Below are 23,403 nucleotides of genomic sequence, written 5' to 3'. Positions count from 1 at the left end.
GGAGACTTCCTTTGTCGCGCGCGCCCGCGCGGCAAGGCATGGCCGGACGCCTTGTAGCGTCCCTCTTTGTCCTTGCCGCGTCCGTTTATCTTGTCCTGACCACTGCGCCCCGGCTGGGGCTGGACCTGCGTGGCGGCACGCAGGTCGTACTGGAAACCCATGACTCGCCCACTGCCGAGGCCGACGCCGAGGCGACTGACCGGACGCTGGAAGTGTTGCGCCGCAGGGTGGACGCGCTCGGCGTGGCCGAGCCGATGCTGGCCCGCTCGGGTGACAACCGGATCATCGTCGAGCTGCCTGGACTGCAGAATCCCGAAGAGGCCGTCGCCGCGATCGGCCGGACCGCACAGCTGTCGTTCCATCCTGTTCTCGGTGTCGGTGAAGGCCAGGCCGACCGCGTTCTGCCTGACGAGAGCGGGCAGAAGCTACGGCTGGGGCCTGCTGCGCTCAGCGGCGAGGGAATCGAGGACGCGTCTGGGCAGACCAACACACAGGCCGGGCCAGGCTGGTTCGTCGCCGTCGACTTCACCAGTGATGCCGCCCGATCGTGGGAGCAATTGACCGCGAAGGCCGCGTGCGCTGCGCCCGGCGATCCGTTACGACGGGTCGCGATCGTGCTGGACGACAAGGTGATCTCGTCACCTCAGGTCGACCTCAACACCTCGTGCAATGTCGGGATGATCGGCGACAAGATGCAGATCACCGGCCAGTTCTCCCCCGCTGAGGCGAAAGATCTGGCGTTGCTGATCAAAGCCGGTGCGCTTCCGGTGCCGGTCGAGGTCATCGAGCAGCGGACGGTCGGCCCCGCGCTGGGCGCGGCCGCGATCGAGGACAGCGCCCGCGCCGCGGTGATCGGGCTCGTGCTGACCGCGGTGTTCCTGGTGGCGGTGTACTGGCTGGCCGGATTGCTCGCTGTGTTCGCTTTGGCCTGCTACGCCTTGGTTTCCTATGCCGCACTGCTCGCGATCGGGGCGACGCTCACGCTGCCGGGCCTGGCCGGGTTCGTGCTCGCCATCGGGATGGCTGTGGACGCGACCGTGCTGGTGTTCGAGCGCGCCCGTGAAGAACGCAAATCCGCATTGCCCCAGGCGATTGAACGCGGTTTCCGCGGTGCATTGTCGGCGATCGTCGACTCCAATGTCACCACATTGCTCGCCGCAGGCCTGTTGTTCCTGCTGGCTTCGGGCCCAGTGCAAGGTTTTGGCGTCACACTGACCGTTGGTGTGCTCGTGTCCTTGTTCACGACCCTGGTCCTGACCCGAGTCCTGCTCAGGCTGGTGAGAAAGCCGCGTCTGTCGGGCCTGACGCACGACGGCGGCGTGCGGCGCTGGGTCAATCGCCAGAATCCCGATTTCCTGGCCAAGCCTCGCCGTTGGCTGGTGGGCGCGGGGACTGCGATCATGATCGCCCTGGCGGGCATGATCTTCGCCGGCCCGAGCCTGGGCGTGGAGTTCACCGGCGGCCGGGTGCTGGAGTACAGCACGCCTGGAGCCGTGGATGCCGACCGGGTCCGGACTGCCGTCAACGATGCCGGCTTCCCGCGTGCGGTTGTCCAGACCTCGGGTGACAACGCGGTTTCCGTGCGGACCGAACCGGTGGATCAGCCTGCGGCGGAACGTATCCGGGCTGCCGTGGCGTCCGTGAGCGGCTCGGCGACCCAGATCCGGGACGAGCAGATCGGGCCGAGCCTCGGCGCCGAACTGCGGACCAAGGCCCTGATCGCGCTCGGTCTGGCCGTACTGGCCCAGCTGGCCTACCTCGCGATCCGCTTCGACTGGCGGTTCGGCGTGGCCGTTGTCGTTGCCCTGGCCCAGGATGTGCTGCTGATCCTCGGCGTTTTCGCATGGCTCGGCAAAACCATGGACGGTGTGTTCCTGGCGGCTTTGCTGACTGTCATCGGCTATTCGGTCAACGACTCCGTCGTGGTGTTCGACCGTGTCCGTGAACTGCGCGGCAAACGCCAGAAAGATCCGTTCTCCCGTGTGGTCGGCGCCGCGGTCCTGCAGACGTTGCCCAGAACGGTGAACACCGGTATCGGTGTCCTCTTTGTTCTCGGGGCTCTGCTTGTGCTGGGCGACGGTTCGCTGGCGGACTTCGCCCTGGCATTGCTGTTGGGCCTGGTCGCCGGAACTGTTTCCACAGTGGCGACCGCCGGTCCGATGGCGATTCTGCTGGAACAGCGGTCACCCCGGCGTGCCGCAACAACCCGCCCGAAACCACGCGCTCGCACAGGAAACGGCGCCGTGGTCTGACCCTGGTGGGTGGTTGCCGAGTGGCGACCACCCACTATGGAGCTCTCGTAACCGCTTGTACGTCGATGACGACTGAATGCACCGACTCAATCGAGCAGTTCGCGCCGAGTGCTCCGAGGGCCATCTCGATGTAATGCGCGGCAAGGTCGTCCAGCTTCAGCGGTCCATCCGCGGAATACCAGTGCGAAATGCCGCTGCACATCTCCAGCAGCGCGAGCCTGGCCACGCGTGGTGCGCTGGTCCGCAGCAGGCCCTCACGGCAGCCGGTGTCGATCGCGTCCTGCCAGAGATCCTCGTACTGATCACGCAACGCCACGATCTCCGGCCGCCGCGATTCGGACAACGCCCGGATCTCGCCGTCGACCACCCTGGTCTCCAGCTTCTGCTCGGCGTGCGTCATCACGTGCAGTGCAATGAGCCGGGCAATCCGCTCCACCGGCGAGGTGACGTCCGCGAGCAATCGGGCCGCATTATCGAGCACACGCTCCAGGCTGACCCGCATGATCGACGCCAGCAGGTCCTCTTTTGTGCCCATGTAGTGGTACAGCGTCGCCGATGACAGCCCGGCCGCCTCGGCGAGGTCGCGGATGCCGGTGCCGTGGAACCCCCGCGTGGCGAACAGTTCGATCGCCGCCTGCCGGACCCGGCGTTCCGTCGTCTCAGACATCACCACTCCGCTCTCTTGACCGGCACCGTACTGCACACCTACCTTCAGATTCTATCGATCGATCGATAGACGAGAGGAAGTGTGGTGGGAGTCGACTACGAGTGCCAGGACGGCGTCGCCCGCCTGCACCTCAACCGGCCGGAACGCCTCAACGCCGTGAACACCGCGTTGACCGAGCAGTTGGTGAGCGCGTTCGACCAAGCGCGTGACGCGCGGGTGATCGTGCTGGCCGGGCGCGGCCGGGCCTTCTGCGCCGGTCACGACCTCAAAGAACCGCTGCCGGTCGAGAGCGCGCTGGACACACGCCGTCGTCTCGAGCGGATTCAGGACGTCACACGGCGCATTCGCAGCTTCCCCGGCATCGTGATCGCGGCTGTCCACGGCTACGCACTGGGCGCGGGCTGCGAGTTCGCGCTGGGCTGCGACCTGATCATCGCCGACGAGACCGCCCAGTTCGGGTTCCCCGAGGTCGGTGTAGGCCTCAGCGTGACCGGCGGCATCTCCGCGCTGCTGCCCAAGCTCGTCGGCCTGCCCCGAGCGAAGGAGATGCTCCTGCTCGGCGACCGGATCTCGGCCGCTGAGGCCGCCGCGCTCGGCTTGATCAACCGTGTTGTTTCCGCAGGTCAACACGAGGACACTGCATGGGAGCTGGCAACCCGGATCGCCGGCCGGCCCGCAGTCGCAGCGAGCCTGGCCAAGCGGGTACTGGATCTCGGCCTGGACGCCACCCTGGATCAAGCGCTGGCCAACGAGGTCGAGCACGCCATCCTGACCACGACATCGGGCGAGAACGAGGCACCGCGTAAGGAGTTCGGCCATGGCTGATCTGGTTACCGCGCTGCGTGAGGCCGCCCGACGCTGGCCGGCGACGACCGCGTGGACGTTCGATCCAGACACGCATCTCACCTTCGCCGAGGTCGACTCGTTGACGTCCGGTTACGCCCAGGCATTGCGGGACAAAGGAATCCGAGCAGGCGACCGGGTCGCGGTGCTGCTGCGCAACCAGCCTGAGTTCCCACTGGTCTGGTTCGCGCTGATGAAGCTGGGCGCGGCGATGATCCCGCTGAACGTGAAATACCGCTCGGTGGACGCGACACATGTGCTGCAGTCGTCGGGCGCCGTGGCTGTGGTCACCACCGAGGAGTTCCGGCCGCTGCTCGAATCGATCGGCGCGCCGGCCACGCACTACGTCGAAACCCTGGTGTGCCAGCCGGGTTTCGTGCAGCAACCGGTGAACCCCGACCACACGGTGAACATCCAGTACACCTCCGGGACCACCGGGCGCCCCAAGGGATGCGTGCTGTCGCACCGGTACTGGTCGCAGATCGGCGGGAGCATGGTCGAGGGTTTCCCGAACCTGAACGACCAGGACACCATGCTGACCGCGCAGCCGTTCCACTACATCGATCCACAGTGGAACGTGGTGGCCGCGTTGCTGTCCGGTGCGAGACTCGTCGTACTGGACGGTTTCCACCCGTCGAGTTTCTGGGCGAAGGTGCGCGAGCACAAGGTGACGTATTTCTACTGTCTCGGCGCGATGCCGGCATTGCTGCTGAAGATGCCGTCCGATCCGGCTGATCGCGATCACCACGTCCGGGTGATCCAGAGTTCCGCCATTCCGCCCTCGTCGCACGCGGAACTGGAACGGCGATGGGGCGTGAAATGGTACGAGGCCTTCGGCATGACCGAGACCGGCGCGGATATCAAAATCACCGACGAGGACCACGACGCCTTCGTCGGCACGGGATGCCTCGGCAGACCGGCGGCGCGCCGCGAAGCCAAAATCGTGGACGGCGAATTGTTGTTGCGTGGTCCCGGAATGATGGACGGCTACCTCGGCGAGCCGGATGTGTTCACCGACGGCTGGTTCCGAACAGGTGATCGCGCCCGAATCGACGACGACGGTCGCGTCTACCACCTCGGCCGGATCAAGGACACAATCCGGCGCAGCGGCGAGAACATCGCGGCGCACGAAGTCGAGGAAGTGCTGATGAGCCACCCCGGAGTCCAGCTCGCAGCGGTGATCGGCGTCCCCGACGAGATCCGCGGCGAGGAAGTCAAGGCATTCCTCGTCGCGACCGCCGCGGAGAGTGAACTGACCGAGTACTGCTCACAGCGACTGGCCTCGTTCAAAGTCCCCCGATTCTGGGAATTCCGTGACGACCTGCCGCGAACACCGTCCGAGCGGGTGGCCAAAGAGCAACTGCGTCGTGCGGGGCAGCCCGGTTCTGAGCCTTCGTGAGCAGGACCCACGAAGGCTCAACTGATCACCAGAAGTGCGCGACGTCGACAACGATGCGGTTCGGCAACGTCAGCACCCGGAAAGGCAGCCGGGACCGGACACCGAGCCCGACCGTGGTCGTCCCCTCGAACGAACCGGCCCACGCCACCTGCCGGAACGCCTGATAGCCGGAAACATTGACCAGCTCAGCCCGATTGGCGGGCGTATAGGTCAGATTCCCGTTCTGATCATAAGCCGGGCCGCCGACAACGACCTCCAGCTTGGCCCCGCCACGCAACGGAACCAGCCTGCCGCTCCCGTCCTCATACACCTGATCGACATAGGTGACGTGATAGCCCTGGGTATTGCCCCTGAAGTCGACCACCAGCCGGTCATAACAATCATGTTGCCCAGACCGAATGTCCACCAGTTCGGTGGCCAGCGCCCACGGCGCCGACTTCGTCAGCGAACCCCACGTAATCCCGCAGTACGACGGCGTCGCCGACGCACTCACAGGAACAGCAAGAGTCATGGCCACCACCGCGGCCACCATCAAACTCATCCGTCTCATCCGTCGAAAGATCATTTCCGACTCCCTCGAAAAAAGCCGCGAACACGGCTACCCAGTGAGACGCATCACACCTCGGCCAGTTGCCTGCTGTCCAAAACTCCCGGATAAACCCGAATCCACGTGATTATCATTCGCCAAACCGGCCAGGTAATTGGCAATACGACGAATCAGCCCCACCCGCGAGCCTAGAGGAAGCGGCTGTCAGAGCCGCGGGACCGTACGGCTGTGGCGAGGTCGGCCCGCCGTTTGATGCCGAGTTTCTGGTATATCCGGGTGAAGTGGAACTCGACGGTCTTGGTTGTCACCGAAAGGCCTTGTGCGATCTGCTTGTTGGACTGGCCGGACAACGCCATGTCGACCAACTGGTTGAGGGGCTTGGGCTCGGTGTCCGCGCCGGCGCCCATGATCACGAGCTCCAACTGGTCGGCGAGGCTGGCCGCGCCACATGCCCTGATCATCCCGAATGCCCGCGGCGCCAGGGCGGAGGATGACTTCACGTCCCACTGCGCCAGATACCGGGTGGCTTCCTTCAGCAGCAGCTCTCCCCCGGTGTGCCAGCTGAGCGCGGCCCTTGTCGCCAGCGCGAGGCCGAGCGCACGCGGCGTGCCCCATGCGCGTGCATGGCCCACTTCCTCGTCGCTGAGCCGGATCGCGGCCGTGCGATTGCCGAGAATGCGGTACGCCAACGCGGCGTACGACCGCCAAGGCAGCATCGCTGGGTTCGTCGCTCCCCATTCGCCGAGCCGCCGGGCGCACTCGAGTTGATCAGCCAGCGCGCCTGCCGCGTCGCCGAGGGACAGCCGGAGCTTTCCCCTGCTGTGCAACACATAGTTGTATACCACGTACTCGGGCAGCTCCCCGGCCATTCCGCACCGGTCGAGCAGTTCGCCCGCGTCCTGGAAGGCCGACAGTTCGGTCCACGCGTCGAGCAGCGCCGAGCACGCCCCGACCCACGGCGACGACTTGCGGTCGTCGGTCAGCTCCATCGCGTGGTGCGCGTCGGCCGCCGCCTGCAATGGTTTGCCTATCCCGGTGTTGGCGATGGCACGGATTGTGTACGCCCACGGGGTCACCCGCTCGCGCATACGATTGATCTCGGCTGCGCAGAAGGCAAGGAGTTCGGGGAAATCCTCCGTCCGGACCATGGCGGCGGCGACGTGTGAGGACAGGACCACTCGCTGGCGTTCGTCCAGTTCCAGCCCGTCTCGCTGGATGGCTCGCTCAGTCAGCTCACGGATCGCGCGCGCCGGCCGGTCGGTCCGCATACTCAGCATGTACGCCTGGAAACCGGCCCAAAGCCGGGTGTCCGGATGGATGACGTCGGCTTGCGAACGGGCGATGTGCGCCGTGGAGCTCGCCGTACTGGCCAGTGAAACCCGTTGCCAGTCAAGCAAGTCCGCGACATCCGGCTGCAACGGGCGGAGCCGGTCCGCGGTTTGCGCCAGCATGATGAGGCTCTCGGCCGACCGCTGGCGCGCATGCAACTGCCATGCCATGGCGGCGACGTCCCGTGCGTTGCCCCGGGGATCGACCAAGGTCCGTTCCTCTCGCGCCTTTCCCCCAGCGTAGCGCTCAGTTAAGGCGTCATCACCCCCTGGAAGCAGATACTTTCAACTCTTCGGTACGGCCGTCTCGGGCAGGTTTGAGAACGGCGACGTTGGTCGTCCGTGTCAGCCGTTCGTACGGCGCGGGCTCGCCGCCGAAGAACACCGCCAGCGGCGACCAGATCCCCACGACGAACAACGAGATCAGCATCCCGGCCGGGATCAGCAGTTGCTCCGGGCGGCCGAGGACGTCCCAGTGGTCCACCGAGAGCGCGATCCACACCAGCCACATCGGCGACAGCAGAATCCCGTTGCGCACCAGCCACGACAGCGGGCCGGCCCGGCGCCCGCCGGTCCGTTCCACCTTCAGCAGCATGGCCCGTTTGCCCACAGTGGACCCCGTGATCACCGGCACGAGCAGGAACCACACCACGGCCAGCACCACCACGATCGGGCCCTGGCCGGCGCTGGTCCCGCCGAAGAGAACGATGAGCCCGAGCACGAACCCGGTCAGGACAAAGAACCCGACCGCGTCGGTCACCAGTGCGAACAGCCGACGACTGGGTGTAACCCTTGTGGCGTAACGGCTTCGCTCACCCTCGGACTCAAGCGGTGGCAACAGCCGGCCGAGCGGACCGGCGATCAGCCAGCCGATCGCGGCACCGGCCGTGTTGAGAATCAGGTCATCCACACTGAACAGCCGGTACGCGCACGGGTACACGAACCACAATCCGGTCAGCTGAGTCAGTTCGAACAACAGCGAGACGCCGAACCCGATCGCGGTCGCCGCGAGAAACCGGCTCTTTGCCATGTATCGCAGGAAGAATCCGAGCGGCAACAGCAGCACGACGTTGAGCGTGGTACTCCACAGAGCAGGGTTGCGCATCATCGCGCCGAGGCTCCACCGGCCACGGGAGCGCTGCTCGACGACCTCGATGAAGTAGAACGGCCGCAACTGCGGCGTGCTGGCGTACGTCTGCGTCGCGCAGTACGACTCCGGGTTGCGCGGCAACGGAATCACAGTCTGCATGACCGCCGCGAGCAGATAGAACAGAAAACAGTAAAAGACCAGGGTCGCCCAGCCTCCCGCCCGGCCACGCCGCCGATAGGAGACAACGGCGACCGGCAGCATCACCAGCAGCGCGATGAGCGGGAAAACCGACAGCGCTGTGGTGACAGGCAACAGATACGTGGCGACCACGACCGAACTAATACCCCGCGGAATGCCCTCGGCAAACTCGCCCGAACGCAGTCAAAACGGCATGCTCCCAATGGCCGGATCCACGGGCGTGTGACGAGATCATCAACAACGGCGTTACAATCGAACATCAGTTCGAACACACTCGGCGGGACGGCAGTTATGCCGTCCACTTTAGATGCAGCGTGAATTGCTCCGATCCGCTTAACTGCGGCCGGATCGTTCGCCTGGCCCAGACCAGTTGGCTAACCTCCGGAGTATGGCCGAGGAATCTCTCCTGCGCGAGCTACGGCAACGAGAGACGTGGTTGAGGGCTTCCAACGAGCTGACCGGCGCTTTGCTCGGCGGACAGCCCGCCGATGAGGCATTGAAACTGGTCACCCGGCGGGCCGCCGAGATCTCCGGAGCACCGTTCGTGGCAGTCGCCCTGCCCGATCGCGACGGGGAACATCTGGTGTTCGAAGTGGTCGGCAACCCGGCCGCCGCGCACATCATCGGCATGCACATCACAGTCGGCAACAGCCTTGTCGGCAATGTGTTCACCACGGGCGAGCCGCTGATCGTGCCGGACATCTGGGAAGCGGCCAACCAGCTGGAGATCGAGTGGGCGGGCGGGCCGCCTGCCCAGCTGAAGAAACTCGAGTCCACGGTCATGGTCCCGTTCACCGCGGGCAAGACCGTCCTCGGGGTACTGATGATCTCGCGGGGCCGCGGCCAGGAGCCGTTCGGGGACTCCGATCTGGAGATGGTGGAGGCGTTCGCCGCGCATGCCGCGCTAGCCATCGAGTTCGCGCGGGCGCAACAGGACCGGCAGCGTCTTGCGGTGTTCGAGGAACGCGACCGGATCGCGCGTGACCTGCACGATCAGGTGATCCAACGGCTGTTCTCGATCGGCCTCGGCCTGCAGGGACTCACCAGGCTGGTCACCAAACCGGAGGTCGGCAGGCGAGTCGCCGGCTTCGCCGACGAGCTCGACCAGACGATCCGGGAGATCAGGCGCACCATCTTCGCTCTGCAAGACACACCTCGCCGCTGACGCTCCGGGCCCGCTGACCGATCTCCCCCTCGGTGAGATCGGTGCTTTCCACTCTCGCCGTGGGCCCTGGTACCCGACAGGGTCCAACTACCCTTGTGTCCCGGGCCGGAAGACACCGCATCATGTACAACATGGACCCCGACGCGATGGCCGGGCTCCTGGCGGAGTCCAGGCGCAGGGAAGCATGGTTGCTCGCATCCAACGAGATCACCGCGACCCTCCTGGCCAGTGACGGCACCGAAGACGAGCTCCGGCTGATCGCCGCGCATGCCCGCGAGGTCGCCGGGGCACCGTTCGCGGCGATCGCCCTGCCGGACGAGGATCAGCCGGGGGTACTGGTATTTCACGTGGTCGTCGGCGTCGAACGCCTGGAGGGCGCGACGATCAGCGTCGAGGGGACGGCGTCCGGACTCGTTTACAGCAGCGGCGAGGCGTACTTGATCGACCAGTACGGCGACGCGGCCGCCTCCTGGCAGGGCGACGACGGCGACGTCTCCCCCGGCGATCTCAAAGGCCTCGGGTCCGCGGCGATCGTCCCGCTCAAGGCCGGTACGGACACCCTGGGCGTCCTGCTGCTGTGCCGCCGGCGGGAGGAACCGCTGTTCGGCCCGGCCGACCTGGAGCTGCTGCGCAACTTCGCCGCGCATGCCGCGCTGGCCCTGCGTTACGCCACCGCGCGTGCCGACCAGCAGCGGCTGGTGGTGTTCGAGGATCGCGACCGGATCGCCCGCGACCTGCACGACCTGGTGATTCAGCGGGTCTTCGCGACCGGCATGGCGCTGGAGGCCGCGGCGGCGATCGTCCCGGTGGACCCGGACGACGCGTCCGCCCGGATCAGGCAGGCCGTCGACGACCTCGACGAGACCATCCAGGAGATCCGCACGACGGTGTTCGCGTTGCAGGCCCCGCCGGAGGAAAGCCTGCGCTCGCAGGTGCTCGAGGCGGCCAACTACGCGACCACGGTGCTCGGGTTCCCGCCGTCGGTCCGGTTCCTCGGCCCGGTGGACACCACGGTCTCCCCCACAACGTGTGAGCAGTTGCTTCCCGTGCTTCGTGAAGCGTTGTCCAATGTGGCCAGGCACGCGCAGGCGTCCGCGGTGGCCGTGGAGATCGCCGCCGGCGAGGACCTGCTGCTGCGGGTGATCGACAACGGTGTCGGCATGCCGTCCGGCGGCCGTCGCAGCGGCGTCGCGAACATGGCGGTCCGCGCACGCCGGCTTGGCGGGACGTTCAATACCGTGCCCGCCAATCCAGGGACCGAGTTGCGCTGGCGCGTGCCGTTACGGTGATCGCCTGCGGCTCTGGCGGATCTCGGTGGCCAGCACAGCGGCCTGGGTCCGTCGGCGCATGCCCAGTTTGGACAGCAGGTTGGACACGTAGTTCTTGACCGTTTTCTCGGCCAGGAACAGCCGGGTGGCGATCTGCCGGTTGGTCAGGCCCTCGCCGATCAGCTCCAGGACCTTGCGTTCCTGTTCGGTGAGCTCCGCCAGCTGGCCGGCCGGGCCGCCACCGGTACGCAGCCTGGTGAGGACCTGGGTGGTCGCGGTCGGGTCGAGCAGCGAGCCGCCCTCGGCCACAACCCGGATCGCACGGATCAGTTCGCCGCCTCGGACCTCTTTGAGCACGTAACCGGCCGCGCCTGCCATGACCGACTCGAACAACGCCTCGTCATCGGCGTATGACGTCAGCATCAGGCAGGCGAGATCGGGCATGGTCGCGCGCAGCTCCCGGCAGACCTGAACGCCGTCGCCATCGGGCAGGCGCACGTCGAGCACTGCCACGTCCGGCTTGATCACCGGAACGGTGGCCAGCGCCTCCGCGGCTGTGGATGCCTCCCCCACCACGCAGATGTCGGGGTTCGTACCCAGCAACGCGACAACGCCCTTGCGCACGACTTCATGGTCGTCGAGCAGAAAGACCCGGATGGCCATCCGTCCACGGTAGTAGCCCCGGTGGGACCAAAGGAACCACGTTTGTCATACGAATGAGCGCATGCCACGGTGAGATGATCCTGAACAGCAGAAAGACCGGATACAAAATTCCGGCCGCCAGCATCCGCCGCCACGGCTCACCACTCGGCCTGAGCCGCTGTACAAGTCCCGGCGCCAGCAATGCGCCCAGCCACGCGGCGTTGCCCGTGGCGATCGTCAACGCGAGTACCCCGGCTGTCAGCGGTGCCGCGAGCCAAGGCGCGACAAGTGCCGCCGCTCGTGGCCATGTCAGTTTGCGTACGTACTTGAGACTGCGGAAATCAACGCGGGGCGATGCTTCCTGCGTGACCACGGCGTTGGCGGCGTACCGGATTCCGACGCCGGCCAGGTGCAGCCTGTGGCTGAGGCTGCCGCTCCACGGGCTGTCGCCCAGCCGCATGAGTGCGGTCAGCCGGATGAACTGGCCGTTGCCGCCCAGCTTGACGTGGCCGAACGCGTCCCGGCGACGCTGTGAGGCGTCTTCGGTGGCCGTGAAGTCCAGGCCTCGCAGGCTGCCGCGCATGGCTATCCGGGACTGGACCGCACCGACCTTGCGCCCGCTGAAGAACGCGGCGACCTCTTTGAGCACGCCCGGCTCGGCACACCCGTCACCGTGGAACACGCCAATGACCGTCTGCCGGACAATGCCCTGCTCGACCGCTGAGTCCCGGATGTGCCGGTAGGCCGCGTTGAGCGCCTCGCCTTTGCTCTCGTCGGCGTCCTGGCACAGCACCCGGACCGGATATTCCGGTGAGTCGAGTGCGAACGCGGCCCTGATCGCCTTCTCGTCGGCACCGAGAATGACAATCCAGAAAGTCAGCCCGGACGCGTGCCCGGCGTTTCTCGGCCGTGGCCGCCACCACGCGAAAGCGGCAATGAAAACGCTGTAGAGCAGGAATCCCGCGAGGACGAAGGTCATTGGCACTCCCGCCATTCGTTGCCCCACGCGTCGATTCTTCGTCGTTCGAGCGTGGCGCTGAGCACCCGGAACGCGACCGAGACGAGCAATGTCCACACCATCACCGCGGCCACCGCCACCATCGCCGCCTGGTCAGGCACCAGCGTGCCCAGCAACCACTCCTCCACCTGTGCCCCGACGGGCACTGCCGCCGCTGTGAGCAGCACACCCGCCAACAGGACACAGACCTCGCCACGGTCGGATCCTCTGCGCAGCGCTCCCCGGGCGAACCCCGCTCTACGCAACGAGATCAACGTCCAGCGCACCATGCTGTCTCCTCCTAGGCTCACCTCGATCCTGCCCAGGAGGAAGGTCGAACTCCGGAGGACTCGGCCCCTTTCAAATAAGGACTTTCGCCCCGGGCGCGAGGCATGCGGATATGCGCACACTTATCCCAGGTCCTCAGCCGGACGCCCGTCGCGACAGGACGGACGCCCGGTCAAGGGCCTTTAGGCCCTATCCAACCGGTCACCTCCACAAGCACCGTTGGGAGAGAACAAAAGGGGGTGTCATGGCGGACTCCGCAGGACTGGAAGTGCTGGCTGAGCACGAGTGCTATCAACTGCTGGCCAAGGTGCCGATCGGCCGGATCGTCTTCACCGACCGGGCCCTGCCCGCGGTCCAGCCGGTCGCCTTCGTCCTGCACGAGAACAAGGTGATCATCCGCACCGCTGCCCGCAGCCGCCTGGCCATAGCGGCGACCGACACAGTGGTGGCCTTCGAAGTCGACGAGTTCACCGACGACCGCGTCCGTACCGGATGGAGTGTCGTCGCGGTGGGCCAGGCCAAACCCATAACCGACACCGACGACCTCGCCGCGGTCCGTCAGCTCGGCCTCAGGCCGTGGTCGGCCGCGGCGATGGACCACTACCTGGCGATAGGCATCGAGATCATCTCCGGCCGCAGGCTCCCGACACCTTCGTGAGCGCTTGTCCAGCCCCGACAACCGCCCACGGATGACGTGTTCCGGGAACACGAATCCCCCTGCCGAAGCGACAGGGGGATTCGTCATGCCCACAGGGCAACAGAAATGCAACGCACGTTCGTAAGCTGGCCGGACCCAAGATCATGCGAGGCGACATGACGTTCGGCTGCCGGCAGTGCTACGGCGAGGACGCCGGCACAGTGATGACCTGGTGCACCAAGAACCTGAAGATCACCAAACGGATCGTGACCGACTCCCACTTCGGCGTCTCAGTGCGCCACTGCCCGGCCTGCGACCAGCTCTTCATCGCGATCTTCACCGAGTTCGTCGACTGGACCGCAGGCGACGACGCCCAGTACTTCGACATCGTCCCCGTCACCCCGGTCGAACTCGCCAGGATCGAGGAAGCCGGCCGCACTCTCGTCACCGACCTCGGCCGCCTGGGCCACGGCCGCAAACACGTCGCCTCCTCCCACCCCACCGGCGAACCCCGCGAGGTCTTCTGGAAACACGGCGTCTTCCACGTCGAGGAAGGCCACTAGGCGGTTCGCACCTCACGAACCTGATCGGCCGGTGTGATGTGGCGCAGTACGACGAGGACGAATCCGGCGATCATGACTGTGCCGATCGCACCGATCCACGCTACCCATTGCATCCCATTGACGAAGCTCTGGCTCGCGGTTGAGATCAGTGCATTGCCCAGATTGCTCGGAAGCTCTGCGGCGACGGCGAAAGCCGAGCCGATGGTCTCCTGGGCGGCCGCTGGGACATCGGGCGGCAAGCCCAGGCGATAGACCAATGCACCGAGGCTGCCCAGCAGAGCAATCCCCGCGGCGCCACCGAATTCGTTGGCGGTCTCGGACACGGCGGCAGCCGCACCGGCACTATCGCTGGGCACTGTGGCGAGCACCAGGTCTGTCGCGATCGTGACCACAGCACCGATTCCGGCTGCGAGAACGACATTCGACGCCACGACCCACGCCACGCCGGACTGCGCACTCACTTGGGCCAACAGTACGAAGCCGGCCGCCGTGATGACGAGTCCTGAACAGACGATCACGGCCGGCCGGATCCGGGTGGCCAAAGTGGTCGCCGCGAAGAGGCCGAATGCCATACCGGCCATGCCGGGCAGGCCCCACAATGCCGCCTCGAACGGGCTGTAGCCGAGCACGAGCTGCAGGTACTGGGAGACGAACAGGCCTATCCCGGCCAGCAGCAGGAAGGTGATCGCCCCGCTGGCGACCGCGCCGCTGAACTGGGCCCGGCGGAACAGGCGCACGTCGATCATCGGGTTCGCCGAGGACTGCATCCGCCGCAGGAACAGCAGTCCGAATGCGAGGCCAACCAGGATCGAGCCGACGTATCCCCAGGCGAACCCGTCGCCTGCGAGCTTCTTCACGCCGTAGATCACTGGCAGGATCGCCGCCAGCGAGAGCACCGATCCGATCAGGTCGAACTTCGCCGCCCTCGGATTGCGGAACTCGGGCAGCAGGATTGGACCGAGCACCAGCAGCGCAACCATCACGGGCACGTTCAGCAGGAACACCGAGCCCCACCAGAAGTGCTCGAGCATGAAGCCGCCCGCGACCGGCCCGACCAAGGTGCCGCCGGCGAACCCGAGTGTCCACACGCTGACCGCGATCTGTCGTTCCCGGGGATCGGTGAACATGGTCCGGATCAACGAAAGCGTGGACGGCGCCAGTGTCGCACCGCCGATCCCGAGCAGGGCACGCGCGATGATCAGCATCTCGGTCGACGACGAGTACGCCGCCACGACCGAGGCCACGCCGAACACCGCGGCACCGGCGAGCAGGACCTTCCGGCGGCCGATCCGGTCGCCGAGGGTGCCCATGGTGATCAGGAACCCGGCCAGCACGAAGCCGTAGAGGTCGAGGATCCACAGCAGCTGCGAGCTGCTGGGAGCCAGGTCGGCGCTGAGGAACGGCAGGGCGTAGAAAAGCACGGACAAGTCCATCGAGACCAGCAGACAGGGCAGCACGATGACAACGAGTCCGAGCCACTCACGGCGAGTGGCCATGACTTCCCCCTAGATGATTACGACGTAAACGGGATGACGTTTACAACGTATACTCGATGTCAAGCGAACAAGGAGTGACATGGCGCTGAGCCGGGAACAGATCGTCGCGGCCGCGATCGAGGTCGCCGACGAGGGCGGGCTGGACGCGGTCACCATGCGCCTGGTCGGCCAACGGCTGGGCGCCACCGGGATGGCCCTCTACCGGCATATCGCCAACCGGGAAGCCCTGATCGAGGCCATGATCGACGCGGTGATCGGCGAGTTCTGCTACCCCGAGCCGCGCCCGTCGCACTGGCGGGACGCACTGGCGGCGCTCGCCCGCCAGGACTGGCGTTCGTACCTCGCACACCCGTGGATGCTCGCCGCGACGGCGACTTCACGGCCGCCGATGGGCCCGAACATGCTCAATTCCATGGAATGGGCGCTGGCGTGCTTCGACGGTTTCGACCTGACCGTTCGTGAACGGCTGTACCTCTTCAGTGTCGTGATCGCCCACGGCCAGGGCCTGGCGCTGACCTGGACCCAGGATCGCCGGCCGGGAGCCACCAAGTGGTGGCAGGAGCAACTGGCGGGCGTCGACATGCCGCGGCTGCAGGCCATTCCGGCCGAATTCGGCGACGAGGAACTCGACTTCGGCGAAGAGTTCGAGTTCGGCCTGCAGCGCGTGCTCGACGGCCTGCAGTCGTACCTGGACAACCGTTGATCAGGCCAGGTGCGGGGTGATCATCACGTTGTCGCAGTCCCACAACGGACGGCCCGATGGCAGGACCTCAGGATCCGTGACGTCCACAATGGCCCGGACGCGGCCCGCCACAGACGCGTCAGCGAGCACGTTCTGGTCCACCACGGCACCGCGTCCGGTTTCATCATCCCGATGAGTTCCCGGCTGACCAGGCATGCCGGACATCCTTGTCGGCGTCGGCAAGCTAGTTCAAGGTCAACCTAGCCGCCGGTCATCCCCTGCATCTGGTCGAGCTGAGGCTGCCGCGTGTCGATGACCTTCTGCGCCAGGGCTCGTGCTTCGGCGTCCTTGCCTTGGGCCAGCTCGGTTTCCGCGATGGTGATGGCGCCTCGGTGGTGCACGATCATCGTGTCCAGCCAGCCGCTGGTGAACTCGCCGCCGGTGGCCCCGCTCAGTGTGGCGATCTTGTCGGGCTTGATCGCGCCGGGGACCGATTCGCTGCTCCCTGCCGGTTTGTCGCCCCACTTGCCGGCCAACGCTGTCAGCTGCGGTGTTTCCGCGGCCGTGGCTTCCTCGATCGCCTTTCCGAGCTTGATGACAGTCGCGTTGGTGGTACGCCCCTGGACCAGTTTCGCCGCCTCGGTCGCCTGTTTGCCGTGCTCGACCATCCGGTGCACAAAGAAGACGTCCGGCTGGGTGTCGTCCGGCTGTTTGCCGTCAGCCGGGGCGGTACAGCCGGCCAGCACTATGCACACAATTGCCAGCAATGCTCCGCTGAGTCGTCCCATGACAGGGACACGGGCCAGGCCCAGCCGTGGTTCAGCGGGCCGGCGTGACGATGCCGTATTCGTGGATCTTGCGGTACAGCGTCGCGCGTGACATGCCCAGCAGCCGGGCCGCCCGGTTCTTGTTGCCGTCGGCGTCTTCAAGGCTGTGCACGATCGCGTCCCGTTCCATCGACTCGAGCCGGTTCAACGGCCGGCGAGCCACGGCCCGGTACTCCGCGGGCAGGTCGGCCGGCTGGATCACGCCCGATCGTTTGCGCTGCGCAACGTACTTGAGCACCTGGAAGAGCTGCGGCACGTTGCCCGGCCACGAAGCCCGCATCAGCAGATGCATCGCCGCGGGCGAGCACGTCAGCTGGGCGCCACGGCTGAGTTTGCTCAGCAGCAACGGGACCAGCTCGTTCAGATCCTCGGTGTGCCGCCGCAACGGCGGGATGTGCACGGTACGCGGGAAGTACGCCAGCAGCTCGCCGAGATCCTCCGGGTCGCCGGTGTCCAGCGTGATCGCCACCCAGGGCCGCTCGCCCGCGGAGGCGAGCTCGTCGAGCACGTCCACCAGGCCGAGCATGGTGTCCTTGTCCAGCTGGCCGACATGCCGGATCACCAACGAGTCCACCGGGTCCTCGATCAGCTCCCGGCGGACCTGCGCGCACCACTCCACGCCGCGCTCGACGTCCAGAACATGAACCCGGCCAACGGGATTACGCCGCTGGTGCACACAACGGGCCAATGTGGACTTTCCGACCCCATGTTCGCCCGCCAGCGCAAGCCATTCGCCACGACCGTAAGCCGCGTCCACCTCGTGACAGCTACGCAGCCACAACGGCGCCGAGCCGACCACACCGGGCAGGAACATCGGCAGCCGGGCGATCGACGCCACGTCCTCGTCCTCGGACTCGATCAGCTTGACACGAACCACGTTCCCGGCCACATCACCACCACGAGGCCCAGGGACCTCACGGCAGTTCATCCGGACCTTGCTACCGGTCGGCAACACCACAGTGGTGCTGATCCGGCCGTCTGCCAAGGCCTGTGTGGCGTGACCCAACAGGACCGACTGGTCGGCCGGGTCGAGCAACCGCCGCGCCCGGTCGTTCATCATCACCACGTCGTCGTTGAACGCCAGCAGGATCCCGGTCGTCCGGCGGCAGGCCCGCAGATACGCCTGGAACAACGCCAGCTCCCGGACGTCGGTGTTGCCCAGCAACGCCTGGCGGATCTGCTCGGCCGTGGTCCGGGCCAGCGCGACCAGCAGCTGGCCGGCGTCCTTGCGCCAGCACGTCAGGTCGACCGCGCCGATCGTCTTGCCGGAGATCGGGTCGTGGATCGGCACCCCGGCGCAGGCGAGGTTCTCCAGGTTCTCCGCGTAGTGCTCATGGCCGAAAACGTGCGTCGGCCTGCCGTCCTCCAGCGCGGTGCCGATTCCGTTCGTCCCGACGAACTGCTCGCCGTAGCTGAAACCGGGCGCGAGCTCCACGCCTTGCAGGTGGCGGTGCAGGTCGGGGTCCCCGGTGCGTTGCGTGAGGACCACGCCGTGCGGATCGGTGAGGATCAGGCTCACCGGCTGGCCTTCCAGCTGCTCGCCGAGCCGGGCCAGCACCGGTTCGGCCGCGCGGATCAGCGGTGTGTCCAGATTCTGCTCGGGCAGGTACGGCAACTCGATGTGATCGGCGGGTACGTCTCCATGTCGCGACCGCATCCACGAGGCCAGGATCGGGTCCCGCACCTCTTCGCGCTCAATGGACTCCGCGGTCAGGAAGCGCACTCGGGTGCGCGCGAGCGTTTGGTCGTCGGCCGGCACCGGCCGTGTTGTCTCCACGCAAAGACCTCCTGCTCGCCGCCGCGAACATCCTTGGTCACGGGCGCAGCCGGATCTGCCCCACGACCCAGGGAGCCATGACACAGGGTAGGCCGGAAAGACGCGGCAAGGTGTCTCAAATTGAGACACCCGGCGTGCCCGCACCGGCGTGTCATGGGGTGATGGCCGAGGAAACCTACAACCCGTGGACCGTGGTCAACGTCGTCTTCCACCACCTCGTCGAGCAGGGGCTGCACCCTGCCTTCGGCGAGACCGGCCATCCGGGTGAACCCGCCGCGGAGCTACTGCGCGCCCTTGGCATAACGCCCAGGGCCGAGGGCGATCTCCGCGCTGCACAGAACGTTCAAGAACACCTCGCCCAGCTGCGGGCGTCGATGTTCGGCCCTGAGTAACTGTCTCAGATTGAGACACGGAACACCGCTGGTACGGGGTTGTAATCCCTCTGTACGACGTCGGGAACCGGCGGTAAGGGAGTGATCAATGAGCCGCCAGAGTGTGGCGAGAGCCCACCAGAAGATCCAGGAACTGTCCTGGGAACCGGCATACCACACGCCGGTGTCGCACTACGGAACCGACTACACCTTCCGCAAGGCGAAGAAGAAGGATCCGCTCAAGCAGGTCCTTCGATCCTACTTCCCCATGCAGGAGGAAAAGGACCACCGGGTGTACGGCGCCGAGGACGGCGCGATCCGCGGCAACATGTTCCGCCAGGTCCAGGAGCGCTGGCTGGAATGGCAGAAACTGTTCCTCTCCATCATTCCGCTGCCGGAGATCTCCGCGGCACGCGCGATGCCGTTGCTGTTCCGGACCGTCCCCAACCCGGAGCTGCACAACGGCCAGGCGATCCAGATGATCGACGAGGTCCGCCACTCGACGATCCAGCAGAACCTCAAGCGCCTGTACATGAACAACTACATCGACCCGGCCGGCTTCAACTCGTCGCTGCGCAATTTCCAGAACGACTACTGCGGCACGATCGGCCGGCAGTTCGCCGAGGGTTTCATCACCGGCGACGCCATCACCGCGGCGAGCATCTACCTGACGATCGTGGCCGAGACCGCGTTCACCAACACACTTTTCGTCGCCATGCCGGCCGAGGCCGCGGCCAACGGCGACTATCTGCTGCCGACGGTATTCCACTCGGTGCAGTCCGACGAGTCCCGGCACATCAGCAACGGGTACGTCACATTGCTGATGGCGCTGTCCGACGAATCCAACCACCAACTGCTCGAACGCGATCTGCGCTACGCGTGGTGGAACAACCACCGCGTGGTCGACGCCGCGATCGGCACGTTCATCGAATACGGCACAAAAGACCGCCGTAAGGACAGGGAAAGCTATGCGGAAATGTGGCGTCGGTGGATCTACGACGACTACTACCGCAGCTACCTCGTCCCACTGGAGAAGTACGGGCTGGTGATCCCGCATGACCTGATCGAGGAGGCGTGGAACCAGATCTGGAACAAGGGTTACGTGCACGAGGTGGCCCAGTTCTTCGCCACCGGGTGGCTGGCCAACTACTGGCGCATCGACCCGATGACCGACAAGGACTTCGAGTGGTTCGAGTACAAGTACCCGGGCTGGTATGACCGGTACGGCAAGTGGTGGGAGAACTACAACCGGCTGTCCACACCGAACGGTCATCACCCGATCGTCGCCGAGAACGTCGACTACGTCTACCCGCACCGCTGTTGGGTCTGCATGGTGCCGTGCCTGGTCCGCGAGGACATGGTCGTGGACAAAGTGGACGGTCAGTGGCGGACGTACTGCCACGAGGCCTGCCGCTGGACCGACGCCGAGGCGTTCCGCCCGGTCTACCAGGGCCGTAACACCCCGAATATGGGCCAGCTGATCGGTGCTCGGGAGTGGGAGACGATGTACCACGGCTGGAACTGGGCCGATGTCGTGTCCGACATGGGTTTCGTGCGTGACGACGGCAAGACCATGGTCGCGCAGCCGCACCTGGACCTGGATCCGAAGAAGATGTGGACGCTGGACCACCTGCGCCGCATGCCGGAAGTCCAGAGCCCCAACGTGTTGCTCAACCAGATGTCGGACGCCGAGCGCGCCGCGTTCGTGGCCGACTACAACCGCCAGGGTCCCGCCGGCCGTCCCGCCCCTGCGCAGTAAAGCCATGGGCGACAAGCACCACGTGAGGTTCGAGCCCGTCGGCGTGGAGATCGAGGTCGATGAGGACCAGACGATTCTCCGCGCCGCGGCCGAGCAGGGCGTCATGCTGATGCACGGCTGCAAGGAAGGCCAGTGTGCCTCCTGCAAATCGTTCATCCTCGAAGGCGATGACGTCGAGCACGACAAGTACTCCACGTTCGCCCTGCCCGACTACGAAAAGGATGAGGGGTTCACCCTCCTCTGCCGGGCGCACGCGTACGAGGACCTGACCATCGAGCTGCTCAACTACGACGAGGAGATGATCCGCTCAGGCCTGCCGATCCAGCAGGCCCGGGTGGAGGTCGTGGCCAACGACAACGTCACCCACGACATGCGCCACCTCGTCGTCCGGCTGATCGAGCCCGCGTCGCTGAAGTTCTTTCCCGGTCAGTACGTGGACTTCTCGATCCCGGGCAAGGACGAGACACGCTCCTTCTCCATGGCCAACACCTCCAGCGGCGCGGACGGACTGCTGGAGTTCGTCATCAAGGTCTACCCCGACGGCCTGTTCTCGAAGTTCCTGGACACCGAAGTCGCGGTCGGTGACCAGCTGGACATCACCGGGCCGTTCGGGGTATTCACACTGCGCGACGCGCCGGACGCCGATCTGATCTTCCTAGGCGGAGGCGCGGGAATGGCACCGATCCTCGCGCTGCTGCGGTCCATGGCCGAGCGCGGGATCACGCGGCAGGCGACGTTCTACTACGGAGCCCGGCGGCGCAAGGATCTGTGCTTCGAGAAGGAACTGACCGCGTTGACCGAGACCCTGCCCGGGTTCCGGTACATCCCGGCGTTGTCCGCGCCGGAGGACGGCGACGGATGGGAAGGCGAAGTCGGCCTGATCACCGATGTGGTGCGGCGTCTGGAAGGCGACATCACCAGCGCCGACGCGTATGTCTGTGGTCCGCCACCGATGGTCGAGGCGGCCATCGAACTGCTGCCCGCGCTTGGCGTGGCCGACAAACGAATCTTCTTCGACAAGTTCACCACGACCGGTGAAGCGGAGGACCGATGACATCAATTCAGGAGCGTAGCGTCCCGAAGCCCGTCTTCACCGACGCGGAGGCGGGCGCGAAACAATTCCCGGACTCGAATGCCCGGCGGTTCAACTACTTCACACCACAGAAACGCAAGCAGAGCCACTACGAGGACGTCACCGTCGAGGTACAGCCCGACCCGCGCCACTACCTGGCCCAGGGCTGGTTGTACGGCTTCGCCGACGGCCAGGGCGGCTACCCGCTCGAGTGGACAGTGCTCAAGGCCTGGGGCTCGGACCGCCCTGTGCCCGAGCGCGGACCCGGTTCCGGCGGAAAGGGTTACGACTGGCCTGCCCATGGCTGGCACGAGTTCCGTGACCCCAACGAGGAATGGGAACTCACTCTTTATCGCTACAACTCCAATGTGGTCCGTCAGCTCAATCAGAACATCGAGGCGGCCCGCCAGGCTAAGGCGTTCGAGCAATGGAACCGCAATTGGGTGCAATTCGTGGCCCAGCACGTCGGCGCGTGGATGCACGTCGACCATGGCCTGGGTCTGTACCTGTTCGCCAACGCCAACCGCAGGGCGCCGACGAACATGCACAACAACGCGATCTCGGTGAACAGCATGCACCGGATTCGCGCGGCCCAGGACCTCGCGCTGTACAACCTGACCCTCAGCGAGGAGCTGGAAGGCTTTGACGGCACGGCACACCTGGAGACCTGGAACTCCGACCCGGTCTGGCAGGGCGTCCGGGAGACCGCCGAGGAGCTCACCGGGATCTGGGACTGGTGCGAGGCGGTCTTCGCCGCGAACGTCGTCTTCGAACCGCTGGTCGGCGAGATGTTCCGCAGCAACCTCGTCCAGCAGGCGGCACCGTCCAATGGCGACTTCATCACCCCGACGCTGATCGGCGCCGAGGAGTACGACTTCGCCGAGCGGGATCTGCGCTACACCAAGCCGATGTTCCGCCTTCTGGTCGACGACAAGCAGTTCGGCGCGGAGAACAAGAAGATCCTGCAGCAGTGGTTGTCCACCTGGGTTCCCCGCTGCCTGCGGGCAGTCCGGACCCTGCAGCCGTTGTGGTCGCAGCCGGACGCCCTGCCGCCACGTTTCGAGGACGGCCTCGACCGCGCCAAGAGCCGGTTCAGCGCGATTCTCGCCGACCTGGATCTGCAAGCACCGAAGGAGCTGAGCCAGTGACCGCGACGTCTTCGTCAAAACAGACCGTGCCGAGTCCTTTTGAGAGCAACAACACCGCGTCCAACATGTGCGGCTTCACGCTGATGAACAACCAGGTCGGCGCGATCGTCGCGGAAGTCATGCGACACAAGCAGAACGTCACCATCACTCCGCTGCCGTCGATGATCAGGGTCGACGCCAGGGGCCGGATGGACGTGATCTACGCGGAGATCGACGAGGCCGCCGGAGAGGAGGAGGGCTGGTTCAACGCCGCTGAGTTCGAGGAGAGCATGTCCACGCACTACGGCCGCATGATCCACGAGGACGACCGGACGATCATGTTCGCCAACCCCGAGGACGCCGCCGAGTACCTCGATTTCGACCTCGTCGCCCGCAACTAGGGAGCTG

At 65.9% G+C, this 23,403-nt stretch carries 24 protein-coding genes; 13 read left to right on the top strand and 11 right to left on the bottom strand.

Annotated features, from left to right (window positions below):
- Window positions 1–11: 11 nt before the first annotated feature.
- A complete protein-coding gene (gene secD / locus JOF56_RS27465; protein ID WP_209642386.1) occupies window positions 12–2,252 on the top strand; it encodes a protein translocase subunit SecD in 2,241 nt (746 codons plus the stop codon).
- A 34-nt stretch (window positions 2,253–2,286) separates the two neighbouring features.
- Here the strand turns inward: secD and JOF56_RS27460 are convergent, their stop codons facing one another.
- The gene (locus JOF56_RS27460) at window positions 2,287–2,919 is read right to left on the bottom strand and encodes a TetR/AcrR family transcriptional regulator (RefSeq protein ID WP_209642385.1); all 633 of its coding nucleotides are present in this window, start codon (window positions 2,917–2,919) and stop codon (window positions 2,287–2,289) included.
- Window positions 2,920–3,000: 81 nt separating this feature from the next.
- Between JOF56_RS27460 and JOF56_RS27455 the strand changes: the two genes are divergently transcribed.
- Entirely contained in the window at window positions 3,001–3,744 is a 744-nt protein-coding gene (locus JOF56_RS27455; RefSeq protein WP_209642384.1) for an enoyl-CoA hydratase/isomerase family protein, read from the top strand.
- Window positions 3,737–5,161, top strand: a complete 1,425-nt coding sequence (locus JOF56_RS27450; RefSeq protein ID WP_209642383.1) for an AMP-binding protein — start codon at window positions 3,737–3,739, stop codon at window positions 5,159–5,161. The genes JOF56_RS27455 and JOF56_RS27450 overlap by 8 nt, the downstream gene beginning before the upstream one ends.
- A 25-nt stretch (window positions 5,162–5,186) precedes the next feature.
- Here JOF56_RS27450 and JOF56_RS27445 read toward each other — a convergent pair whose 3' ends face one another.
- The 3 genes from JOF56_RS27445 to JOF56_RS27435 all read right to left on the bottom strand — a co-directional run bounded on the left by JOF56_RS27445 (window position 5,187) and on the right by JOF56_RS27435 (window position 8,456).
- Window positions 5,187–5,702, bottom strand: a complete 516-nt coding sequence (locus JOF56_RS27445) for an AMIN-like domain-containing (lipo)protein (RefSeq protein ID WP_245378422.1) — start codon at window positions 5,700–5,702, stop codon at window positions 5,187–5,189.
- A gap of 194 nt (window positions 5,703–5,896) precedes the next feature.
- The gene (locus JOF56_RS27440) at window positions 5,897–7,246 is read right to left on the bottom strand and encodes a helix-turn-helix transcriptional regulator (protein ID WP_209642381.1); all 1,350 of its coding nucleotides are present in this window, start codon (window positions 7,244–7,246) and stop codon (window positions 5,897–5,899) included.
- Between the two features lie 52 nt (window positions 7,247–7,298).
- The gene (locus JOF56_RS27435; protein WP_209642380.1) at window positions 7,299–8,456 is read right to left on the bottom strand and encodes a VanZ family protein; all 1,158 of its coding nucleotides are present in this window, start codon (window positions 8,454–8,456) and stop codon (window positions 7,299–7,301) included.
- A 256-nt stretch (window positions 8,457–8,712) separates the two neighbouring features.
- Between JOF56_RS27435 and JOF56_RS27430 the strand changes: the two genes are divergently transcribed.
- Both JOF56_RS27430 and JOF56_RS27425 read left to right on the top strand, forming a co-directional pair.
- Window positions 8,713–9,489 (top strand): GAF domain-containing protein, encoded by a 777-nt coding sequence (locus JOF56_RS27430; RefSeq protein WP_209642379.1) that lies wholly within the window; start codon window positions 8,713–8,715, stop codon window positions 9,487–9,489.
- A gap of 131 nt (window positions 9,490–9,620) precedes the next feature.
- The gene (locus tag JOF56_RS27425) at window positions 9,621–10,778 is read left to right on the top strand and encodes a GAF domain-containing sensor histidine kinase (RefSeq protein WP_209642378.1); all 1,158 of its coding nucleotides are present in this window, start codon (window positions 9,621–9,623) and stop codon (window positions 10,776–10,778) included.
- Here the strand turns inward: JOF56_RS27425 and JOF56_RS27420 are convergent.
- Genes JOF56_RS27420 through JOF56_RS27410 form a run of 3 tightly spaced genes read right to left on the bottom strand, consistent with a single transcriptional unit; the run spans window position 10,770 to window position 12,686 of the window.
- A complete protein-coding gene (locus tag JOF56_RS27420) occupies window positions 10,770–11,420 on the bottom strand; it encodes a response regulator (RefSeq protein ID WP_209642377.1) in 651 nt (216 codons plus the stop codon). The two genes, JOF56_RS27425 and JOF56_RS27420, sit on opposite strands and share 9 nt — an antisense overlap.
- On the bottom strand, window positions 11,386–12,378 hold the full coding sequence (locus JOF56_RS27415; RefSeq protein WP_209642376.1) for a glycosyltransferase family 2 protein: 993 nt from the start codon (window positions 12,376–12,378) through the stop codon (window positions 11,386–11,388). Before JOF56_RS27415 ends, JOF56_RS27420 begins: the two co-directional genes overlap by 35 nt.
- On the bottom strand, window positions 12,375–12,686 hold the full coding sequence (locus JOF56_RS27410; RefSeq protein WP_209642375.1) for a hypothetical protein: 312 nt from the start codon (window positions 12,684–12,686) through the stop codon (window positions 12,375–12,377). Before JOF56_RS27410 ends, JOF56_RS27415 begins: the two co-directional genes overlap by 4 nt.
- A 242-nt stretch (window positions 12,687–12,928) precedes the next feature.
- On the opposite strand from JOF56_RS27410, the gene JOF56_RS27405 reads away from it, so the two are divergent.
- Together JOF56_RS27405 and JOF56_RS27400 are read left to right on the top strand one after the other, a co-directional pair.
- The gene (locus JOF56_RS27405; protein ID WP_209642374.1) at window positions 12,929–13,342 is read left to right on the top strand and encodes a pyridoxamine 5'-phosphate oxidase family protein; all 414 of its coding nucleotides are present in this window, start codon (window positions 12,929–12,931) and stop codon (window positions 13,340–13,342) included.
- Window positions 13,343–13,485: 143 nt separating this feature from the next.
- Entirely contained in the window at window positions 13,486–13,884 is a 399-nt protein-coding gene (locus JOF56_RS27400; RefSeq protein ID WP_245378421.1) for a hypothetical protein, read from the top strand.
- On the opposite strand, the gene JOF56_RS27395 is transcribed toward JOF56_RS27400, so the two are convergent.
- Window positions 13,881–15,380, bottom strand: a complete 1,500-nt coding sequence (locus tag JOF56_RS27395) for an MFS transporter (protein WP_209642373.1) — start codon at window positions 15,378–15,380, stop codon at window positions 13,881–13,883. The two genes, JOF56_RS27400 and JOF56_RS27395, sit on opposite strands and share 4 nt — an antisense overlap.
- Window positions 15,381–15,459: 79 nt before the next feature.
- On the opposite strand from JOF56_RS27395, the gene JOF56_RS27390 reads away from it, so the two are divergent.
- The gene (locus JOF56_RS27390; RefSeq protein ID WP_209642372.1) at window positions 15,460–16,083 is read left to right on the top strand and encodes a TetR/AcrR family transcriptional regulator; all 624 of its coding nucleotides are present in this window, start codon (window positions 15,460–15,462) and stop codon (window positions 16,081–16,083) included.
- Here JOF56_RS27390 and JOF56_RS27385 read toward each other — a convergent pair whose 3' ends face one another.
- Genes JOF56_RS27385 through JOF56_RS27375 form a run of 3 tightly spaced genes read right to left on the bottom strand, consistent with a single transcriptional unit; the run spans window position 16,084 to window position 18,666 of the window.
- Entirely contained in the window at window positions 16,084–16,278 is a 195-nt protein-coding gene (locus JOF56_RS27385) for an NAD(P)-dependent oxidoreductase (protein WP_245378420.1), read from the bottom strand.
- A gap of 44 nt (window positions 16,279–16,322) precedes the next feature.
- Window positions 16,323–16,850: a DUF305 domain-containing protein gene (locus tag JOF56_RS27380; RefSeq protein WP_209642371.1), complete on the bottom strand. Its 528-nt coding sequence runs from the start codon at window positions 16,848–16,850 to the stop codon at window positions 16,323–16,325.
- Window positions 16,851–16,881: 31 nt separating this feature from the next.
- Window positions 16,882–18,666, bottom strand: coding sequence for a sigma-54-dependent Fis family transcriptional regulator (locus JOF56_RS27375; RefSeq protein WP_209642370.1), 1,785 nt, complete (start codon window positions 18,664–18,666; stop codon window positions 16,882–16,884).
- A gap of 161 nt (window positions 18,667–18,827) precedes the next feature.
- Here JOF56_RS27375 and JOF56_RS27370 point away from each other — a divergent pair, with 161 nt between their 5' ends.
- The 5 genes from JOF56_RS27370 (at window position 18,828) to mimD (ending at window position 23,396) form a co-directional block, all read left to right on the top strand.
- Window positions 18,828–19,058, top strand: a complete 231-nt coding sequence (locus tag JOF56_RS27370; protein ID WP_209642369.1) for a hypothetical protein — start codon at window positions 18,828–18,830, stop codon at window positions 19,056–19,058.
- An 88-nt stretch (window positions 19,059–19,146) separates the two neighbouring features.
- On the top strand, window positions 19,147–20,796 hold the full coding sequence (locus tag JOF56_RS27365; protein WP_209642368.1) for a ferritin family protein: 1,650 nt from the start codon (window positions 19,147–19,149) through the stop codon (window positions 20,794–20,796).
- 4 nt (window positions 20,797–20,800) lie between these two features.
- The gene (locus JOF56_RS27360) at window positions 20,801–21,850 is read left to right on the top strand and encodes an FAD-binding oxidoreductase (protein WP_209642367.1); all 1,050 of its coding nucleotides are present in this window, start codon (window positions 20,801–20,803) and stop codon (window positions 21,848–21,850) included.
- Complete coding sequence (locus JOF56_RS27355; protein ID WP_209642366.1) at window positions 21,847–23,016, top strand: ferritin family protein; 1,170 nt, start codon at window positions 21,847–21,849, stop codon at window positions 23,014–23,016. Before JOF56_RS27360 ends, JOF56_RS27355 begins: the two co-directional genes overlap by 4 nt.
- Complete coding sequence (gene mimD, locus JOF56_RS27350) at window positions 23,013–23,396, top strand: propane 2-monooxygenase effector subunit MimD (RefSeq protein WP_372448233.1); 384 nt, start codon at window positions 23,013–23,015, stop codon at window positions 23,394–23,396. The genes JOF56_RS27355 and mimD overlap by 4 nt, the downstream gene beginning before the upstream one ends.
- The last annotated feature ends 7 nt before the right edge of the window (window positions 23,397–23,403 follow it).

The sequence above is a fragment of the Kibdelosporangium banguiense genome, assembly GCF_017876405.1.
GTDB lineage: Bacteria > Actinomycetota > Actinomycetes > Mycobacteriales > Pseudonocardiaceae > Kibdelosporangium > Kibdelosporangium banguiense.
This window is presented reverse-complemented; position numbering and strand designations above follow the sequence as displayed.

Coding starts and splice junctions, on each gene's coding strand:
- JOF56_RS27460 (WP_209642385.1), bottom strand. CDS start 2,919: ATGTCTGAGACGACGGAACGCCGGGTCCGGCAGGCGGCGATCGAACTG.
- JOF56_RS27450 (WP_209642383.1), top strand. CDS start 3,737: ATGGCTGATCTGGTTACCGCGCTGCGTGAGGCCGCCCGACGCTGGCCG.
- JOF56_RS27445 (WP_245378422.1), bottom strand. CDS start 5,702: ATGAGTTTGATGGTGGCCGCGGTGGTGGCCATGACTCTTGCTGTTCCT.
- JOF56_RS27430 (WP_209642379.1), top strand. CDS start 8,713: ATGGCCGAGGAATCTCTCCTGCGCGAGCTACGGCAACGAGAGACGTGG.
- JOF56_RS27425 (WP_209642378.1), top strand. CDS start 9,621: ATGGACCCCGACGCGATGGCCGGGCTCCTGGCGGAGTCCAGGCGCAGG.
- JOF56_RS27420 (WP_209642377.1), bottom strand. CDS start 11,420: ATGGCCATCCGGGTCTTTCTGCTCGACGACCATGAAGTCGTGCGCAAG.
- JOF56_RS27415 (WP_209642376.1), bottom strand. CDS start 12,378: ATGACCTTCGTCCTCGCGGGATTCCTGCTCTACAGCGTTTTCATTGCC.
- JOF56_RS27410 (WP_209642375.1), bottom strand. CDS start 12,686: ATGGTGCGCTGGACGTTGATCTCGTTGCGTAGAGCGGGGTTCGCCCGG.
- JOF56_RS27405 (WP_209642374.1), top strand. CDS start 12,929: ATGGCGGACTCCGCAGGACTGGAAGTGCTGGCTGAGCACGAGTGCTAT.
- JOF56_RS27400 (WP_245378421.1), top strand. CDS start 13,486: ATGCGAGGCGACATGACGTTCGGCTGCCGGCAGTGCTACGGCGAGGAC.
- JOF56_RS27395 (WP_209642373.1), bottom strand. CDS start 15,380: ATGGCCACTCGCCGTGAGTGGCTCGGACTCGTTGTCATCGTGCTGCCC.
- JOF56_RS27390 (WP_209642372.1), top strand. CDS start 15,460: ATGGCGCTGAGCCGGGAACAGATCGTCGCGGCCGCGATCGAGGTCGCC.
- JOF56_RS27385 (WP_245378420.1), bottom strand. CDS start 16,278: ATGCCTGGTCAGCCGGGAACTCATCGGGATGATGAAACCGGACGCGGT.
- JOF56_RS27380 (WP_209642371.1), bottom strand. CDS start 16,850: ATGGGACGACTCAGCGGAGCATTGCTGGCAATTGTGTGCATAGTGCTG.
- JOF56_RS27370 (WP_209642369.1), top strand. CDS start 18,828: ATGGCCGAGGAAACCTACAACCCGTGGACCGTGGTCAACGTCGTCTTC.
- JOF56_RS27365 (WP_209642368.1), top strand. CDS start 19,147: ATGAGCCGCCAGAGTGTGGCGAGAGCCCACCAGAAGATCCAGGAACTG.
- JOF56_RS27360 (WP_209642367.1), top strand. CDS start 20,801: ATGGGCGACAAGCACCACGTGAGGTTCGAGCCCGTCGGCGTGGAGATC.
- JOF56_RS27355 (WP_209642366.1), top strand. CDS start 21,847: ATGACATCAATTCAGGAGCGTAGCGTCCCGAAGCCCGTCTTCACCGAC.